A 17225-nucleotide genomic window follows, 5' to 3' on the forward strand; every position below is an offset into this window, starting at 1 on the left:
ATCAAGGCTTATCCTGGTCTCGCGGCCAACTCAGGCTAAAGCAAGCCCCACCCAAGTTGTTGCTCTTGCTGATCAACGCCCGCCCGCCGTGCCAATAAATGATCCGCCGCACAATCGACAACCCCAACCCATGCCCGCCAGAGGCGCGGGTGCGGCTGTCATCCAGGCGCAGGAACGGCGTGAAAATGCGCTCCCAGGCACTCTCCGGCACACCGGGGCCATCATCTTCCACATCGATACGGCAGCGCACCTGCCCCACCTGGTAACTGATCAAGACCTGGCCCTGGGCGTGGCGCATGGCATTGCTCACCAGGTTTTGCAGGGCGCGGTGCAGATAGCGCGGTTCGGCGTCGACCCAGGCGTCATCCCAATGCGCCGAAGACAGGCAAATGCCCCGACTCACCACGACTTGAGGGCGCAGTGGCGATAATTCGCCGATGACCTGATCGAGCAGCGCATCGAGATCCACCCGTTGGAAATTCAGCTCCGGCGCGCCCTGCTCCAGGCGCGCATACGTGAGCATCTCATCCACCAGGCCATCGAGGTCCTGGATATCGCTGTCCATGCCTTCCAGGTATTTGCGCCGGGCGTCAGCGGTGGTCGCGTCGCCGAGCATCTCCAGGCCAAAGCGCAGGCGCGCTACCGGGGTGCGCAGCTCGTGGGACACCGCGCGCACCAGTTCGCGCTGGATGGCGAGCAATTGCTGCAAGTGCTCGGCCATGCCATTGAACGCCGCGGCCAGGCGCCCTACCGAGTCAGCACCCCGGGCTGGCACGCGCACCTCCAGGTTGCCCTTGGCGATACGCGTCGCGGCCGCTTCCAGGCCTTTGAGGCGCCGCTCCAGCTGACGCACCAATAGATAGACGATCAGGCCAATCAGGCTCAGGCCGATCAAGGCGATCAGGATCAGCCATTGCGCCGGGTAAGGGTTCATTTGAAACAGTGGGCCGATTTCCAGCACCCAGGGCGTGCCGACCATGCCGGCGAAGACGCGGATCGAATCGCCGCCCTTGCCCAGGGCCATCACCGTATCGCCTTCCGACACGCGGCGACGCTGGTCTTCGTCCATGTCGGCCTGGTCGAGGGCCATCAGGTGCATCTCGAAGCCAAAGCCCTTGGCTTCTTTTATAGCGGCCAGGCGTTGCGGCTGTTCGGCCACCGGGAAGCGCACCAGTTCATCGGCCAGCAGGTAAATCGTCGCACGGGCCAGTTGTTCGCTGATCTGCTGCACTTCACCGGTCAACACCAGTTGCTCCCGCTCGCTGACCAGGCGCAGCACGCGTGCCGCATGGGGGCCGGTCTGTTCTACCAGGACCTGACCGCGTTGCAGGCGATTGCGCTGGCTGAGGTCCAACTGGGCGTCGCTGAGGGTGCGCAATTGCAGCGGGATACCGAGCAGGCGCTCCCACACCGCCAGGGCGCGCTGACGCTCGATGGCGCTCATCGGCTGCAGGTTGTCGCCCATCAGCGCGAAGGTGCCATGGGCCAGGCGCTCGCGGTATTGGCCGCTGCGCACCTCGTTGAGCAGGTGCAAGGCCAGCACGCCGAGCAACGCCACCAGGATCAGCGCCGCACACATGCCGCCATAGATGCGCAGGAAGATCGAGTTCACAGCGGCAGATCAGCGGCGGCTTCGGGGACAAACAGGTAGCCTTTGCTGCGAATGGTCTTGATCAGGCGCGGGTGGATCGGATCGTCGCCGATTTTCGGGCGGATCCGCGAGATGCGCACGTCGATGGAGCGGTCCTGGCCGTCATAGCCGATACCGCGCAGGGCGATAAAGATTTCTTCGCGGGACAGGATGCGCCCGGCATTCGCCACCAACAGCCACAGCAGGTCGAATTCGGCGCTGGTCAGTTCGATTTCCCCCGCGTGCAACCAGGCTTCGCGCAGGGCGTTGTCGACCACCAGCGGGCCGAACTGCAGGCGGCGCTGGTTCTCCACGGCGGCAGGTTCCGCCGGTTCGCTGCGCCGCAGCAGGGCCTGGATGCGGGCCAGCAACAGGCGCGGCCGCACCGGTTTGCACACATAGTCGTCGGCGCCCATGTCCAGGCCGAGCACCTGGTCCATGTCGTCGGTACGCGCGGTGAGCATCAGGATCACGCCATCGTAGTGCTCGCGGACCTTGCGGCAGATGCTCAGGCCGTCTTCCCCAGGCAACATCAGGTCGAGGATCACCAGGTCGGGTTGTTCGGCGATGATGCGTGCCGCCGCCAGGGCGCCGTCACTCTCGACCGAAACCCGCAGGCCATTGCTCTCCAGGTAATCACGGGTCAACTCGGCCAATCGCTCGTCGTCCTCGACAATCAATACCTGCCAGGCTTCCTGCTCCATGCGTGATCCTCGTTTTTATCAAGGGATTAGTCAGCCAGTGCCGTCAAAGGGGGGAGCGAGATTGCCCGATCCACCTGTTTGATCTGCGCCCGGCATACCTTATTTGTAATGTTTTGAGGGCATAACAAACCCCGATTGTAGCCATGCCCCAACCCTCAAGCACAAGCCGGGAAATCCATTCGGTGATCGCATTTTTTTGTGATAGGGTTCGCGCCCTCAAAAATCCAATCGGCTGTTTTTATCTTGGAATATTCGGTGACAAACGGCTGAATCCAGCAGTACTGCGGCCTACACGGCTGTTCCACGTTTCATACACATTTTACCCACAGCGTTATCCACAGGTAGTGCGTTGCTAAGCCCCCCAAAACGCATTATCTTGTAGCTCGGCGCTAAAAAAACCCTACATGTAGGGTTTTGAGCGAAAAGACCCAACACAAATCAGACAAGAAACTCAAGCCCTTTCTTGCTCCTGTTTGGTCTAACCAAAGCATTTTTTGAAAGCCCACACCGCGCACGCGGATGGCAACCGTTTCACGCTTCAACAGCGCAAAACGGTACGGGTGTTGCAGCGCTTGAACCGGGCGACTGTCACCCAACAGGAATACGGCCAGAGGCTTTTACGCCTTGAACCGAAGACTTCGGCATGGAAGCGGCGCGAATAGCTCCCTTCCTCCTGTCCCGAAGTTGTTATGCCAGGCCACAGGCCTGTTGTAAGTGCTTCAGGACGGAACGGTGGGCACCGAGATGGTGCCCAAATAAATATAGAATGTGGAGACAACCCCCCATGCAAACCGACACAACTCGCGAGAACCCGCAAGGCTCCGTGCCGCAGGCCGCTGATTCGAACCTGGATCTGTCCGCCACCGCGCCCGGCCAATTGCGTGTGATCAAGCGTAACGGCACTGTCGTTCCTTATACCGATGACAAAATCACCGTCGCCATCACCAAAGCGTTTCTTGCAGTTGAAGGCGGCACCGCTGCCGCTTCGTCGCGCATCCACGACACCGTTGCCCGCCTGACCGAACAAGTCACCGCGACCTTCAAGCGTCGCATGCCATCGGGCGGCACCATCCACATCGAAGAAATCCAGGACCAGGTCGAACTGGCCCTGATGCGTGCCGGCGAGCAGAAAGTCGCCCGCGACTACGTGATCTACCGTGACTCGCGCGCCAAGGAACGTGCCGTACGTTCCCCGGCTGAAGAAGCTGCCGTGCAAGCGCACCCGTCGATCCGCATCACCCTGGCCGACGGCAGCTTTGCCCCACTCGACCTGGGCCGCCTGAACACCATCATCACCGAGGCCTGCGAAGGCCTGGAAGAAGTCGACGGTGACCTGATCCAGCGCGAAACCCTGAAGAACCTGTACGACGGCGTGGCCCTGACCGACGTCAACACCGCCCTGGTGATGACCGCCCGTACCCTGGTTGAACGCGAGCCGAACTACTCGTTCGTGACCGCGCGCCTGCTGATGGACACCCTGCGTGCCGAAGGCCTGGGCTTCCTGAAAGTCGCCGACAGCGCCACCCACCACGAGATGGCCGACCTGTACGCCAAGGCCCTGCCGGCCTACATCGCCAAGGGTATCGAATTCGAATTGCTGAACCCGGTCCTGGCCACCTTCGACCTGGAAAAACTCGGCAAGGCGATCAACCACGAGCGCGACCAGCAGTTCACCTACCTGGGCCTGCAAACCCTGTACGACCGTTACTTCATCCACAAGGACGGTATCCGCTTCGAACTGCCGCAAGTGTTCTTCATGCGCGTGGCCATGGGCCTGGCGATTGAAGAGAAGCAGAAAGAAGACCGCGCCATCGAGTTCTACAACCTGCTGTCGTCCTTCGACTACATGTCGTCGACCCCGACCCTGTTCAACGCCGGTACCCTGCGTCCACAGCTGTCCAGCTGCTACCTGACCACCGTGCCGGATGACCTGTCGGGCATCTACCACGCGATCCACGACAACGCCATGTTGTCCAAATTCGCCGGCGGCCTGGGCAACGACTGGACCCCGGTGCGCGCACTGGGTTCGTACATCAAGGGCACCAACGGCAAGTCCCAGGGCGTTGTACCGTTCCTGAAAGTGGTGAACGACACCGCCGTCGCCGTGAACCAGGGTGGCAAGCGCAAAGGCGCTGTGTGTGCCTACCTGGAAACCTGGCACATGGACATTGAAGAGTTCATCGAGCTGCGCAAGAACACCGGTGATGACCGTCGTCGTACCCACGACATGAACACCGCCAACTGGATCCCTGACCTGTTCATGAAGCGCGTCTTCGATGACGGCAAGTGGACCCTGTTCTCGCCCTCCGAAGTTCCGGACCTGCACGACCTGACCGGCAAGGCCTTCGAAGAGCGCTACGAGTACTACGAAGCCCTCACCGAGTACCCAGGCAAGGTCAAGCTGTTCAAGACCATCCAGGCCAAAGACCTGTGGCGCAAAATGCTCTCCATGCTGTTTGAAACCGGCCACCCATGGCTGACCTTCAAAGACCCGTGCAACCTGCGCAGCCCGCAGCAGCACGTCGGCGTGGTCCACAGCTCGAACCTGTGCACCGAGATCACCTTGAACACCAACAAGGACGAGATCGCCGTTTGCAACCTGGGCTCGATCAACCTGCCGAACCACATCGTCAACGGCAAGCTGGACACCGCCAAGCTGGAACGCACCGTCAACACCGCTGTACGCATGCTCGATAACGTGATCGACATCAACTACTACTCGGTGCCACAGGCGCAGAACTCCAACTTCAAGCACCGTCCGGTTGGCCTGGGCATCATGGGCTTCCAGGATGCGCTGTACCTGCAGCACATTCCTTACGGTTCGGATGCTGCGGTCGAGTTCGCCGACAAATCCATGGAAGCGGTCAGCTACTACGCGATCCAGGCCTCCTGCGACCTGGCCGACGAGCGCGGTGCCTACGAGACATTCCAGGGTTCGCTGTGGTCCAAAGGCATCCTGCCGCTGGACTCGCAACAGATCCTGATCGAAGCCCGTGGCCAGAAGTACATCGATGTCGACCTGAACGAATCCCTGGACTGGGCGCCGGTACGTGCCCGTGTGCAGAAAGGCATTCGTAACTCCAACATCATGGCCATCGCACCGACCGCCACCATCGCCAACATCACCGGCGTATCGCAGTCGATCGAACCGACCTACCAGAACCTGTATGTGAAATCGAACCTGTCGGGCGAATTCACCGTGATCAACCCGTACCTGGTTCGCGACCTCAAGGCCCGCGGCCTGTGGGACTCGGTCATGATCAACGACCTGAAGTACTACGACGGTTCGGTGCAGCAGATCGAGCGCATCCCGCAAGAACTCAAAGAGCTCTACGCGACTGCCTTCGAAGTGGACACCAAGTGGATCGTGGACGCCGCCAGCCGTCGCCAGAAGTGGATCGACCAGGCTCAGTCGCTGAACCTGTACATCGCCGGCGCATCGGGCAAGAAGCTCGACGTGACCTACCGCATGGCTTGGTACCGTGGCCTGAAAACCACTTACTACCTCCGTGCCCTGGCCGCGACCAGCACCGAGAAGTCGACCATCAACACCGGCAAGCTGAACGCTGTGTCCAGCGGTAATCACGGTGATGATTCAGTGCTCGCCGCCCCGGCCGGCCCGGCGCCAGTGCCAAAGGCCTGCGCGATTGACGAGCCGGATTGCGAAGCTTGCCAATAAGCTGAGCCCGCCCTGGGGCTAACCCCCCAACGCTGAAAAGCCCCCGATACACTTAACGTGTATCGGGGGCTTTCTTTTGCCCGGTAAAAACCCCGTACGAGACTAGATCAACACGGTAGCTATACCCGATGCAGGCACGCCGCCCCGCTGCCCCCACAACTCAATGCGACCGTTAATCACCGCCATCGAATGACCGTTGTACTCCACTGTCCCGACTTTGCTGTTTCTCAAGTCGGCATCGGTCGCCGGCCTGTAAAGCCCCTTCAGTCCTATGCGGTCCAAACCTTCTCGCGAATACTCTCCATCGTTGAGGGTCTGGATGGCTTGCTCGAAACTGCGCGCGCCCTTACCGTCGTTGTTTTCCATCTGGGCCCGCTTGGCGCTCGCGGCAAATATGAAGTTGGCAGACGTTATCATCGAAGGATCATCGCCCTCGAATCGGGCCTCCTTTGCCGCCAGCTTGAATTCTTCCTTGGAAAAATGAACCTTGTATCCATCGCGCATCGTCACGTCATAGCCATCGCCCGCCTCTTTTACCTCCTTGAATACATCTGTAGGCTCCTTGCCATACCGCATCATGGCGGCCTTAATTGCGGAAACCGTCACACAATTGCCGTCAGGCCCTTGCTTGAAACCCGTCCAGATATTGCCCTGTTCTTTTCCAGTTCCCGGCTTTTGCCCGGGGTTACTGTTATCAGGCTTGTAGTTGAAATAATTCTGCCCTTTTGTGTAAGGCCGATTACCCATTTGCTCGGCAGGACCAAACCCCGCAGGGTCCACTCTACCGCCGCCCCTACCCCCCCCTCCGCCACCTCCCGGCGGTGGCGTGTTCGGTGGTGGGACATCATCCGCATCGGGAAACCACTCCTTCAGCAGCCGCTTGAGAAGCTCAAGGTACTTGCTATCGGATTCTTCGATGAGCTTCTTGAGGATCTCCTTGAATTTTTCATCACCCAAATTCTCACGCAGTTCACTCAATTTGTTGCGCAAGTCCTGGACCGACTGGGTTTTGCCGTCTTTCTCGGCGTCGAACAACTGTTGGAGGAACGACTTGACGGTCGATGTGTGATCCACAGGTTTAACGGGCGGCGAATCACCTCGCGCAACCCCAGCCACAGAGGCGCTACGCCGCGCCCCCGAGGCGGATACTCCTGAACTTCCCATCTTCGGCACTCCCACTGATTGGTGAGCCGACAAGGCTCTTGACCATCAGTGGCAAGACAGAAATGGAGTGTTCCTTCCCCAGAAATTCAACGCGTAACCTGTAGTGTCATGGGTTATTTTCCTACGCCCACAAAAAAGCCCCTCTTACGAGGGGCTTCTTGTCGAGCGCTTTTGCATCAGGTCATCTGAATGATCGTCTGCATGATGGTGCTCTGGGTGGAGATGGTCTTGGCGTTCGCCTGGTAGTTGCTCTGGGCCTTGATCAGGTCCACCAGCTCGTTGGTCAGGTTGACGTTGGAGTTCTCCAGCGAGTTGGCCACGATCGAACCCAAGGTCCCGGCTTGCGGGCTGTCATAACCCGGCTGGCCCGAGGCGAAGGTCTCTCTCCAGGTGGTGCCGCCGGAGGGCTGCAGGCCCTGTTCGTTGTTGAAGCTGGCCAGGGAGATCTGGCCGATAGCCTTGCTCTGCTGGTTGCTGAACGTGGCGAACAGTACACCGCTGCCGTCGATTTTCAGGCCGGTGATCTGGCCGGTGGCGTAGCCATCGGTGACCGGCGGGTTGCGGTAGCTGGCGGAATTGTACTGGGTGATGTTACCCATGTTGACGGCAATACCGCCGGTGTTGGCAGCAGCACCGTTGTCCTTCCAAACGCCATCGACCAGGCCGCCCGGCTTCCAGTCGTCAATGGTCATGGTAGTGTCCTTGACGTTGGCGCCGACAATTTTTTCGAGCTTGCCAGAGGTATCAAAGGTCAGCGTAGACGGCACTGGGGCAACGGCACCGGTACCGCTGATCGGCGTGCCATCCGGGTTACGGCCGTCAATCAGCGTGTAGGACTGCCAGACGTTGCCATCGGTTTTAACCATGTACTGCACCATCGAGTGGGCGTTGCCCTGGGTATCGTAGAGCGTGGTGGAGTACTGGGTGTTGAAGCTGTCGGTCTTGGTCGGATCGAACGGGTGGTCCGTCTGATTGATCGGCAGGTCCGAAGAATTCAGGTTACTGGTGGAGTCCACTTTGGTGGACGCCTTCGGCGGCAGGTTCGCCAGGTTCAGCTGCAGGTCGACCAGGCCACCCTTGACGATTTTGCCATCGGCGTCCGCCGCGTAGCCTTGCAGGCGCGAAGTACCGGTGTTGTTAGTGATGTAGCCATCTTTGTCGGCACGGAACGCACCGCTGCGGGTGTATTCCAGCGAGCCGTCGCTGCCCTTCTGCACGAAGAAGCCGCCACCCTGGATCGCCATGTCCAGGATACCGCCGCTGTTGTTGACGTCACCCTGGGTGAACTGCTGCGACACAGCCGCCAGGTTCACACCGTTGCCGATGCTGTTCTGGCCGGTGCCCAGTTTGGAGGCGGCGTAGATGTCCGCGAATTCCGCACGGGACGACTTGAAGCCAGTGGTCGCGACGTTGGCGATGTTGTTGCCGGTCACGTCCAGTTGTTTGTTGGCCGCATAGAGGCCGCTAAGGCCGATATTAAAAGACATGTTTCTCTCCCTCTGCCGTATTTAGCCGGCTCTATGTACCGATAGTCTGAATTTGCGACAGCTTGACGCTGCCCATGCCACCTGCAAGGTTCAACAGCATTTCGCCGCCGGTCTTGCTCAACGTCACGCTGGTCACCGTCGCGGGCAGCGAGGTCGCCAGGGCTACCGAGTCGCCCTTGTCATTTTTGGTGGTGGCCGCGAAGGTGTAGGTACCTGCGGGGGCCACTTCACCTTTGTCGTTCTTGCCGTCCCAGATGAAGTCGGAGTTACCCGCGCTCTGGGCGCCCATGTCGATGGTGCGCACCACGTTGCCATCTTTGTCAGTGATCTTGATGGAGACGTTACCCACCGCAGAGGTCACCGCGACCGAACCGGTCATGCTCTTGCTTGTGTCCACCAGGGCCTTGTCGGTCTGGGTGATGATCGAGCGCCCGACCAGCGACGATGCCTGCAGCGCTTGCGAGGAGCTGAAGTTGCTCGAGATCGCATTCACCGAGTCGTTCAGGGTGTTGATGCCTTCCAGGCTGCTGAACTGCGCCAACTGGGCCACGAACGCGCCGTTGTCCTGGGGCGACAGCGGGTTCTGGTTTTTCAGCTGGGTCACCAGCAGTTGCAGGAATGCGTCCTTGCCCAGCGACTGGTTGCCCGTCGCCGCCTTGGAGGCGTCACCGACGCTGCTGTTATCTGTGGCGGTCTTGACCTTGGAGTTGAAAAGGTCCTGGACTGCCGTGTTGTTTGTCGTATCAACGATGGCCATTAGTGGCGCCCCTTATCACTGACCCAGGGTCAGGACCTTCTGCATCATGGTTTTGGCGGTGTTCATCATTTCCGCGTTGGTCTGGAACGAGCGGCTGGCGGAGATCATGTCTGCCATTTCCTCGACCACATTGACGTTCGGGTAGTAGACGTAGCCTTTTTCGTTCGCCGCCGGGTGATTCGGCTCGTAGCGGGCCTCCAGGTTGCTCTGGTCTTCCACCACACCGAGCACCTGCACGCCGGAACCTGCAGCGCCTTGGTCCTGGAACAGCGAATCGCTGCCGCCGCTCTGGCCGCCCTGGAACATGGTGGCGAACACCGGGTGACGGGCGCGGTAGGTCTGGTCAATGCTCGACGACACGGTCTCGGCGTTGGCGATGTTACTGGCGACGGTGTTCAAACGCGTGGTCTGCGCGCTCATGCCACTGCCGGCAATATTGAAAACACTGGACAGGGACATGGCTTACTCTCCACGCAGGGCTGACATCAGCCCTTTGAATTTACTGTTGAGCAGGGTGAAGCTGGCCTGGAAGTTCACCGAGTTCTCGGCGTAGGCCGATTGCTCCAGCTGGGCGTCGACGGTGTTCTGGTCGATCGATGGCTGCATCGGCGTGCGATACAGCAGCGACTCGTCACCATTGCCCAGGCCTTGCGCTTCGATATGACGGCTGTTGGTCATATTCAAGGCGAAGGTGCCGTTCTTGGTCTTGTCCTGCTGTGCCGCGAGCACGGCGGAGAAGTCCAGGTCCCGAGCCTTGTAGTTCGGGGTGTCGGCGTTGGCAATGTTGTTGGCCAGGACTTCGGCACGCTGGGCGCGGAAGCCCAGGGCTTGTTCGTGGATACCGAGCGCTTTATCGAAGCTGATGCTCATGGCGGAAACCTTTAGGCTGACCTGCTGTTCGTTAACAGGGTTATAGCAAGGCTCATGCCAATCCGGGCAAGGCCCGTATATCAAGGGTTTCGGAGGGTGGTTGCCGACGGCAATGCCAGAAAAGCGGCAAGCGGTTTCCGCGTGGCGCCAGTAAAGCGGCAATCGAGGTTGCCGCTTTCAGGAGATTTGCCGCATAACAATGGTGGGTGCGGGCTTGTGTGGGAGCAGGGCTTGCCCGCAATGCAGGCTCCTCGGTTTTTTCAGTCACAACGAGGTGCTGCTATCGCAGGCAAGCCAGCTCCCACACAAGCCAGGCTCCCACATTGATCTTACTTGGCCTGGTAGATGATCCCAGGACTGCACTGCACCATCTGGTAATGATCGGGCAGGCCGTTCAGCGCTTCGGATGCGCCGAGGAACAGATAGCCACCGCGCTTGAGCGTGCCGTGGATACGCAACAGGATGTCTTTCTTCACTTCGGCCGAGAAGTAGATCAGCACGTTGCGGCAGAACACCATGTCGAACTTGCCCAGGCTGGCGTAGCTGTCGAGCAGGTTGAACGAGCGAAACTCCACGCGGCTCTTGATCGGCGCCTTGACCGCCCAACGCCCGGCCCCTTTCGGGTCGAAGTAACGTTGCAGGCGCTCCTGGGACAAGCCACGGCCCAGGGCCAGGCTGTCGTACTCGCCGGTCTTGCAGTTGGTGAGCATGGTGCCGGACAGATCAGTGGCGACAATTTGCGCACCGGCCTTGAGCTGGCCCATGTTGGTCCGCTCGAACTCATCGATGGACATCGAAATCGAGTACGGTTCCTGCCCCGAGGAGCAGGCCGCCGACCAGATGCGCAGGCGCTGGCCCGGGCTGGCCTTGATGGCTTCCGGCAGCACCTTGCTCTTGAGCACTTCAAACGGATAGGTGTCGCGAAACCACAAGGTTTCATTGGTGGTCATGGCATCGACCACCATTTCCTTGAGCCCGCTGCGCGGCTGGCCCTGGATGCGCTGGACCAACTCGCCCAGCGACTTGATGCCCTGCTGTTCCATCAGTTTGTTGAGACGGCTGGATACCAGGTACTGCTTGTTCTCACCGAGCAATATGCCACAGGCTTTTTCCAGGAAGACCCGGAACTGTTCGAAATCCAAATTACCCGTAGACAATGATACCGCCTCTTAAATCGTGTGACCGCCAGGGGACATCCCCTAGCCGTGATCTGCTGCCTTGATCCGGTCGACTACCCGGGCTGCCAGGTCATCAGGGCGGAATTTGGCCAGGAAGTCATCGGCACCGACCTTCTTGACCATCGCCTGATTGAATACACCCGACAACGAAGTATGCAGGATGATATGCAATTTTTGCATGCGTGGGTCATTGCGTATCTCGGCCGTGAGGGTGTAGCCGTCCATTTCCGGCATCTCGATGTCAGAGATCATCATCAAGAATTCTTCTTCCGGCTTCTTGCCTTCGTCCACCAGCTTGCGCAGGTAATCCAGCGCCTGGCGACCATCATTGAGCGCCACCACTTCCACACCGACGGTCTGCAGGCAACGGGTCACCTGCTTGCGCGCCACCGAGGAGTCGTCCACCGTCAGCACACGCAAGGAAATCGCCTTGTGTGCCGTCTCGGCGTCCACCACACCCACGGAAATCGATTCCGAGGTCGGCGCCACTTCGGCGAGGATCTTCTCCACGTCGATGATTTCCACCAACTGGTTATCGACCCGCGTCACCGCCGTGAGGTAGTGATCGCGGCCAGTGCCCTTGGGCGGCGGATGGATCTCTTCCCAGTTCATGTTGACGATGCGCTCCACCGAGCGCACCAGGAAACCCTGGGTCTTGGTGTTGTACTCGGTAATGATCACGAACGGATTCTCGCGATCCTGCAGGGCCGGCGAACCGGTGGCCAGCGCCAGGTCGAGAATCGGGATGGTCGCGCCGCGGATGTTGGCGACGCCGCACACCACGGGACTGGACTTGGGCATGATCGTCAGCTTGGGGCACTGCAACACTTCCCGCACCTTGAACACGTTGATGCCATACAACTGTTTGCCATCCAGGCGAAAAAGCAACAACTCCAGGCGATTCTGCCCTACCAGCTGTGTCCGCTGGTTTACTGAATCCATTACTCCTGCCATGCCTTTACTCCTACGCTAAAACCTTTGGCCTGTTCCCTAAAGGGCAGACGCGCACCCAACACTAAACGGCACGAGCTTTGCAATTTACAGATCATGGATATTAAAACGACAGTTTCCCGACGCCCCGGCTTCCCACGGTACTGCAGATTGCTCTGCGTCTCGATGGCATTGCTCGCCTTGAGCCTGGGAACCACGGCCCGCGCCGATAACGTCACCTTGCCTGATCTACTTATCGGCGTCACTCAGGGCTTTCTTGAGTTCACTGTAGAAGATTATCTGGCGACCACCCAGACACCCGGGCGTTATGAAATCCAGGTCAGCCAGCTCGATCCGCGCCTGCGCATGCCAATGTGCGACAAGGAATTGACAGCCACCCTGGAAAGTCCCGCCCAGCCCATCGGCCGCGTGACGGTGAAAGTTCGCTGCGAAGGCGCCTCACCCTGGACCGTGTTCGTGCCGGCGCAGGTCAAATTGTTCCGGGATGTGGTGGTGGTGGCCCGCCCGCTGAAACGCACCGGCATCATCGGTTTCGAGGACGTTGTCCTGCGCGAACGCGACATCAGCATGATCAATCAGGGCTACCTGACCTCCCTCGACCAGGCCGTCGGACAAAAACTGACCCGACCAGTGGTCACCGACCAGGTCATTACCCTGGTGCACCTGGAGCAGGCGGAGGTGATCCGCAAGGGCGACCAGGTGGTGATTTCCGCCAGCAGCGGCGCGCTGCAGGTAAAGATGCCGGGCGAGGCGCTGTCCAATGGCGGCATGAGCGAGCAGATCCGGGTGAAGAACCTCAACTCGAACCGGGTGATCAAGGCGCGGGTGACGGCACCCGGTCAAGTGGAGGTGGCTCTATAGACCGCTGGTATCGGACGCCGGCTTTTCCTACACTGTGGGTTGGGTGCCGGCCTGTGCAGTTTATTGTCAATTGCGCCTAAAGTTTGTCCGGGTATGGCCGAAAACATGGCAAGCGTCCAAATACCCAGAGGTTTTTTATCATGGTCATCGATTTCAGTCGTTTGAATAACACCCCGGCAACGTCAGGCCCTACGCGTACCAGCGGTACCAAGGACAGCGTAGAAGCCAAGGCCCAGCCACTGCCCGCGAAGGCAGAACAGGCGAGCGCCAGCCAGAGCGGGGAATCCGTACACCTGAGCAATGAGGCTCAACAGTTGCAGAAGGTCACTGACTCGCTGCGCGATCAACCGGTAGTCAATAAAGCCCGTGTGGCCGAATTGAAACAGGCAATCGCCGATGGCAGCTATAAAGTCGACAGCAACCGTGTAGCCAGCAAGCTGCTTAATTTCGAAGCCGAGCGCTAGGCAAAGGCCTGCGCCGGGCTTTTGGACGCTTAAACCCCAAGGCCAGCCATGCATCACGACGAACATTTGCTTCAACTGATCATTGATGATCTAGCGCCGACGCAACACTTGCTCGAGCTGCTGAAAGAAGAATCCCTGGCACTCTTCGGCCGGGACATGCCCTTGCTGGAAGAAATTCTGGCGCGCAAACAATCGCTGATTGTCCTGCTGGAACAGCACGGCAAAAAACGCAGCGAAATCCTCATCAGCCTCGGCCTGCCGGCAGACCATGATGGCCTGGCACAATTGGCCAGCCACTCCTCGGTCGGCGATCAATTGCTGGCCCAGAGCAAAGAACTCAATCAATTGCTCGCCCAGTGCCAGGAAGCCAACCTGCTCAACGGTCAGTCGATCCAGCTTCAGCAAGCTACGACCGCCAACCAGTTGCGTATACTTCACGGCGGTGAGCCTCCGGCGCTTTACAACGCCCAGGGATCCACCTCGCGCCTGGTCAAGCCAAGCACCCGCAGCCAAGCCTGATGCCCGTTTACCGCGCGGCCTATCCAAGTCGCGCCACATACTGGCAAAATGCCTGCTCTTGCGTGTAGTCGTATTTTGTCTGGAGATGGAAGAACCGTGTTCAACGCCCTTAATGCGGAAGATGCCCCGCAGCCACCCAAGGTCCTCACCACGCCTCTGGAAATCGCCGGCACCTTGCGGATGCTGCAAGAAAGCCATGACCCGCTGATCATCACCTTCCACGAACGCAGCCAACGCTTCCAGAGTTACCTGGTGGATGTCGACCGCGAGGGCGGCACCCTGGCCCTGGATGAAATGATCCCGCGTGACGGCGAACGCCACCTGGAAAACGGTGAGCCGTTCCGCATCGAAGGCTTCCACGACGGCGTGCGTGTTGCGTGGGAAAGCAACGGCGCCATGAGCATCAGCGAAAAGGACGGCCACCGCATCTACACCGGCAGCTTGCCCGACGAGGTGGTTTACCATCAGCGTCGCAATGCTTTCCGGGCCGCCTTGAAGCTGGCCCAACTGGTCAACATCGAACTGGGCGGCGAGAAACTCAAGGCGCCGATCAGTGGCAAATTGCTGGATATTTCCGCCACCGGCTGCAAACTGCGCTTTGAAGGCGATATTTCCGAGCGCCTGCAACTGGGCCAGGTCTACGACCGCTTCATCGCCGCCCTGCCCTTTGGCAGCATGACCACCTCGGTCGAGCTGCGTTACCTGCACTTCGAAGAGAAGATCAACACCACCTTCGCCGGCATGCGTTTTCACAACATGAGTGGCCTGGTGCAGCGCCAGGTCGAGCGTTTCGTCTACCAGCTGCAACGCGAAGCACGCCGCTTCGATAAAGACGACGATTTTTAAAGCTTGGCGTCATAAAAAAACGGGCAGATCCTGAGGGGATCTGCCCGTTTTTTGTTTTCAGGGGCGTGCCCTGCTCAAATCATGGGGATGCTCGTCCGGGTCCAGCGGATCGACTGGCGCCTCGACCACCGGTTCATCAGCGGGAGACTCGGGCTCGATTTCAGGCTCTGGTTCAGGTACGGATACCTGCATCTGCTCCTGCACCACTTGCTCATCCACCCGCGGATCAAGGGCAGCCACCAATGGCGAGCTGGACATGCTGTCGGGCATCGCCACGTGGTGCAAGGGTGCGTCGTCCACCTGGTGCAGGTTGGTCACGGCTTTCGGCCGGATACGCCATACCAGGATCAGCGCACACAGGCTGAAAAACGCGTACAGCATGTGGCTGCCGAACATCTTCATCACCACACCCGCCAGCAGCGGCCCGACACTGGCGCCGACGCCGTAGGTCACCAGCAACATGGCGGTGAGCGACACGCGACGATCGCCTTCCACATGGTCATTGGAGAACGCCACGGCCAGCGGGTACAGGCAGAACTGCACCAGGGAACACACGAAGCCTGCCACGAACAGCACTTCCAGCGGCACCCGGGTCATTACCGCCAAGGGCAACGCCGCCACCGCCAGGCACAACGCAAAGCAACGGATCAACAGCGCGCGGTCGTAGCGGTCCGACAGCCAACCCAGCGGCCACTGCACCACCAGGCCGGCAAAAATGCAGCTACCCATGAACAGGCCCACCTGCTCTGTCGTCAGCCCTTGCTGAGAGGCATAGAGCGGCGCCAGGCCGTAGAACGAACCGACGATCAACCCGGCGCCCAGCACGGTACTCAGCGACTGCGGCACGCGCTTGATAAAGAAGCGCGGCTCCATCGGCGCCGGATGCAGGGGCGCCGGGTGAATGCGGCGAGTCATGGCCACCGGCACCAGGCACAAGGCAAAACACAGCGCGACCAGCATCAGCAACTCGAGGCCGAGCTGCGGGTGCATGACCAGGATCAGTTGACCGAGGACCAGCCCCAGGTAGGACGCGATCATATAGCCGCTGAACACCACGCCACGTTGCTTGGCGTCCGCCTGCTCGTTGAGCCAGCTCTCGATGACCATGTACTGGCACATCATCCCCAGGCCCACGATCGTACGCAGCACGATCCAGGCCGGCAGCCAATCGATCAAGCCATGGCCCAGCACCGCCGCCCCGACGATCCCGGCACAGGTGGCATAGGCACGGATATGCCCGACCCGGCCAATCAGGCGATGCCCGATCTTGCCGCCCAGCACCAGGCCAAAGTAGTTGGCTGCCATCAACGCACCCACCCACAGGCTGTCGACATGGTCGGCCGCCAGGCGCAGGGCCAGGTAAGTACTGAGCAGGCCGGAGCCGATCAGCATCATCAAGGAGGCGAAATAAAGGGCTCGAAAAGATTTCCAGATCTGGCGCATCGGCGTTCCGAGCGGCTCCTTGCAGTAAGAGACAGGGCTATCGGCATGATAGTCCGGGGTTGCAGGTTCCGGACAGGCGAAAGGCGCTGTTTCCGGGGATTATTTTGCTTCACGATTCAGACGCTGCCGGAGGGTATGCAAGGTACAGCGTTGCGAAAAATAGCCGGCGGCACCTGCTGTGAACCTCGATCGGCGGCAAGGTTCGACTCAAGTGTGAAAAGCCCCGGCGCGCACAAAAAAGCCCCGCCAGCAGGTGCTGTACGGGGCTTGTTTGTGAACTGCGAATCTGGTGTCCCAGGGCCGGTTCGAACGGCCAACCTTCCCCTTAGGAGGGGGATGCTCTATCCAATTGAGCTACTGGGACCAATGACATCCATCAGGCCAGGGGCGCTGCGACGGACGGCGTGCATGTTAACGGCCGAGGTAGGTTTTGTCATGTCGTCCGTTGGCTTTTTGAATGTAGGCCAATCCTTGCCTGGCGCAATGCAGTTTCGGCCCGTAAACACGGGCACTTGGGCGCCATCGTGCAAAATGCACTCCCTCAAAATGCCAGCATTGCAAATTGCAACCTTTCAGCGTTTTAAAGTAGACTCAAGCCATTGATTTTATTGAAATAATAGATTGGCACGAGACCTGCAATACTTCTCCTACAAACCCCTTCAGCCACGGCGT

The 17225-nt window shown here is 59.6% G+C and carries 15 protein-coding genes and 1 tRNA gene; 5 read left to right on the plus strand and 11 right to left on the minus strand.

Translation table 11 applies throughout. The features are described from left to right. Position 1: 1 nt before the first annotated feature. Both AC07SI_RS26190 and AC07SI_RS26195 read right to left on the minus strand, forming a co-directional pair. Entirely contained in the window at positions 2-1612 is a 1611-nt protein-coding gene (locus tag AC07SI_RS26190) for an ATP-binding protein (RefSeq protein WP_120449559.1), read from the minus strand. After that, positions 1609-2334, minus strand: a complete 726-nt coding sequence (locus AC07SI_RS26195; protein WP_495006791.1) for a response regulator — start codon at positions 2332-2334, stop codon at positions 1609-1611. Before AC07SI_RS26195 ends, AC07SI_RS26190 begins: the two co-directional genes overlap by 4 nt. A gap of 784 nt (positions 2335-3118) precedes the next feature. On the opposite strand from AC07SI_RS26195, the gene AC07SI_RS26200 reads away from it, so the two are divergent. Beyond that, the gene (locus tag AC07SI_RS26200) at positions 3119-6013 is read left to right on the plus strand and encodes a ribonucleoside-diphosphate reductase subunit alpha (protein ID WP_065909250.1); all 2895 of its coding nucleotides are present in this window, start codon (positions 3119-3121) and stop codon (positions 6011-6013) included. A gap of 102 nt (positions 6014-6115) precedes the next feature. Here AC07SI_RS26200 and AC07SI_RS26205 read toward each other — a convergent pair whose 3' ends face one another. From AC07SI_RS26205 to AC07SI_RS26235, 7 genes are all read right to left on the minus strand, one after another. Then, entirely contained in the window at positions 6116-7087 is a 972-nt protein-coding gene (locus AC07SI_RS26205; RefSeq protein WP_495006792.1) for a hypothetical protein, read from the minus strand. A 266-nt stretch (positions 7088-7353) separates the two neighbouring features. Next, positions 7354-8664, minus strand: coding sequence for a flagellar hook protein FlgE (gene flgE / locus AC07SI_RS26210; protein WP_065909246.1), 1311 nt, complete (start codon positions 8662-8664; stop codon positions 7354-7356). Positions 8665-8695: 31 nt separating this feature from the next. Further along, the gene (flgD, locus tag AC07SI_RS26215; RefSeq protein WP_065909244.1) at positions 8696-9421 is read right to left on the minus strand and encodes a flagellar hook assembly protein FlgD; all 726 of its coding nucleotides are present in this window, start codon (positions 9419-9421) and stop codon (positions 8696-8698) included. Positions 9422-9436: 15 nt separating this feature from the next. Continuing rightward, positions 9437-9880 (minus strand): flagellar basal body rod protein FlgC, encoded by a 444-nt coding sequence (flgC, locus tag AC07SI_RS26220; protein WP_015885456.1) that lies wholly within the window; start codon positions 9878-9880, stop codon positions 9437-9439. A gap of 3 nt (positions 9881-9883) precedes the next feature. Further along, the gene (gene flgB / locus AC07SI_RS26225; protein ID WP_003214246.1) at positions 9884-10291 is read right to left on the minus strand and encodes a flagellar basal body rod protein FlgB; all 408 of its coding nucleotides are present in this window, start codon (positions 10289-10291) and stop codon (positions 9884-9886) included. A gap of 329 nt (positions 10292-10620) precedes the next feature. Next, positions 10621-11448, minus strand: a complete 828-nt coding sequence (gene cheR / locus AC07SI_RS26230; protein WP_016979774.1) for a protein-glutamate O-methyltransferase CheR — start codon at positions 11446-11448, stop codon at positions 10621-10623. Between the two features lie 42 nt (positions 11449-11490). Continuing rightward, entirely contained in the window at positions 11491-12423 is a 933-nt protein-coding gene (locus tag AC07SI_RS26235) for a chemotaxis protein CheV (RefSeq protein ID WP_106802849.1), read from the minus strand. A gap of 93 nt (positions 12424-12516) precedes the next feature. Here AC07SI_RS26235 and flgA point away from each other — a divergent pair, with 93 nt between their 5' ends. The 4 genes from flgA to AC07SI_RS26255 all read left to right on the plus strand — a co-directional run bounded on the left by flgA (position 12517) and on the right by AC07SI_RS26255 (position 15110). After that, positions 12517-13281, plus strand: a complete 765-nt coding sequence (flgA, locus tag AC07SI_RS26240) for a flagellar basal body P-ring formation chaperone FlgA (RefSeq protein ID WP_065909238.1) — start codon at positions 12517-12519, stop codon at positions 13279-13281. Between the two features lie 140 nt (positions 13282-13421). Then, the gene (flgM, locus tag AC07SI_RS26245; RefSeq protein WP_065909237.1) at positions 13422-13745 is read left to right on the plus strand and encodes a flagellar biosynthesis anti-sigma factor FlgM; all 324 of its coding nucleotides are present in this window, start codon (positions 13422-13424) and stop codon (positions 13743-13745) included. 48 nt (positions 13746-13793) lie between these two features. Next, positions 13794-14264: a flagella synthesis protein FlgN gene (locus tag AC07SI_RS26250; protein ID WP_065909236.1), complete on the plus strand. Its 471-nt coding sequence runs from the start codon at positions 13794-13796 to the stop codon at positions 14262-14264. A gap of 96 nt (positions 14265-14360) precedes the next feature. Then, entirely contained in the window at positions 14361-15110 is a 750-nt protein-coding gene (locus tag AC07SI_RS26255) for a flagellar brake protein (RefSeq protein WP_495006793.1), read from the plus strand. A 57-nt stretch (positions 15111-15167) separates the two neighbouring features. Here AC07SI_RS26255 and AC07SI_RS26260 read toward each other — a convergent pair whose 3' ends face one another. Together AC07SI_RS26260 and AC07SI_RS26265 are read right to left on the minus strand one after the other, a co-directional pair. Then, complete coding sequence (locus AC07SI_RS26260; RefSeq protein WP_495006794.1) at positions 15168-16553, minus strand: MFS transporter; 1386 nt, start codon at positions 16551-16553, stop codon at positions 15168-15170. 287 nt (positions 16554-16840) lie between these two features. Beyond that, a tRNA-Arg gene (locus tag AC07SI_RS26265) sits at positions 16841-16917 on the minus strand. Positions 16918-17225: the final 308 nt, after the last annotated feature.

Source organism: Pseudomonas sp. GW821-FHT05D12 (assembly GCF_059419825.1).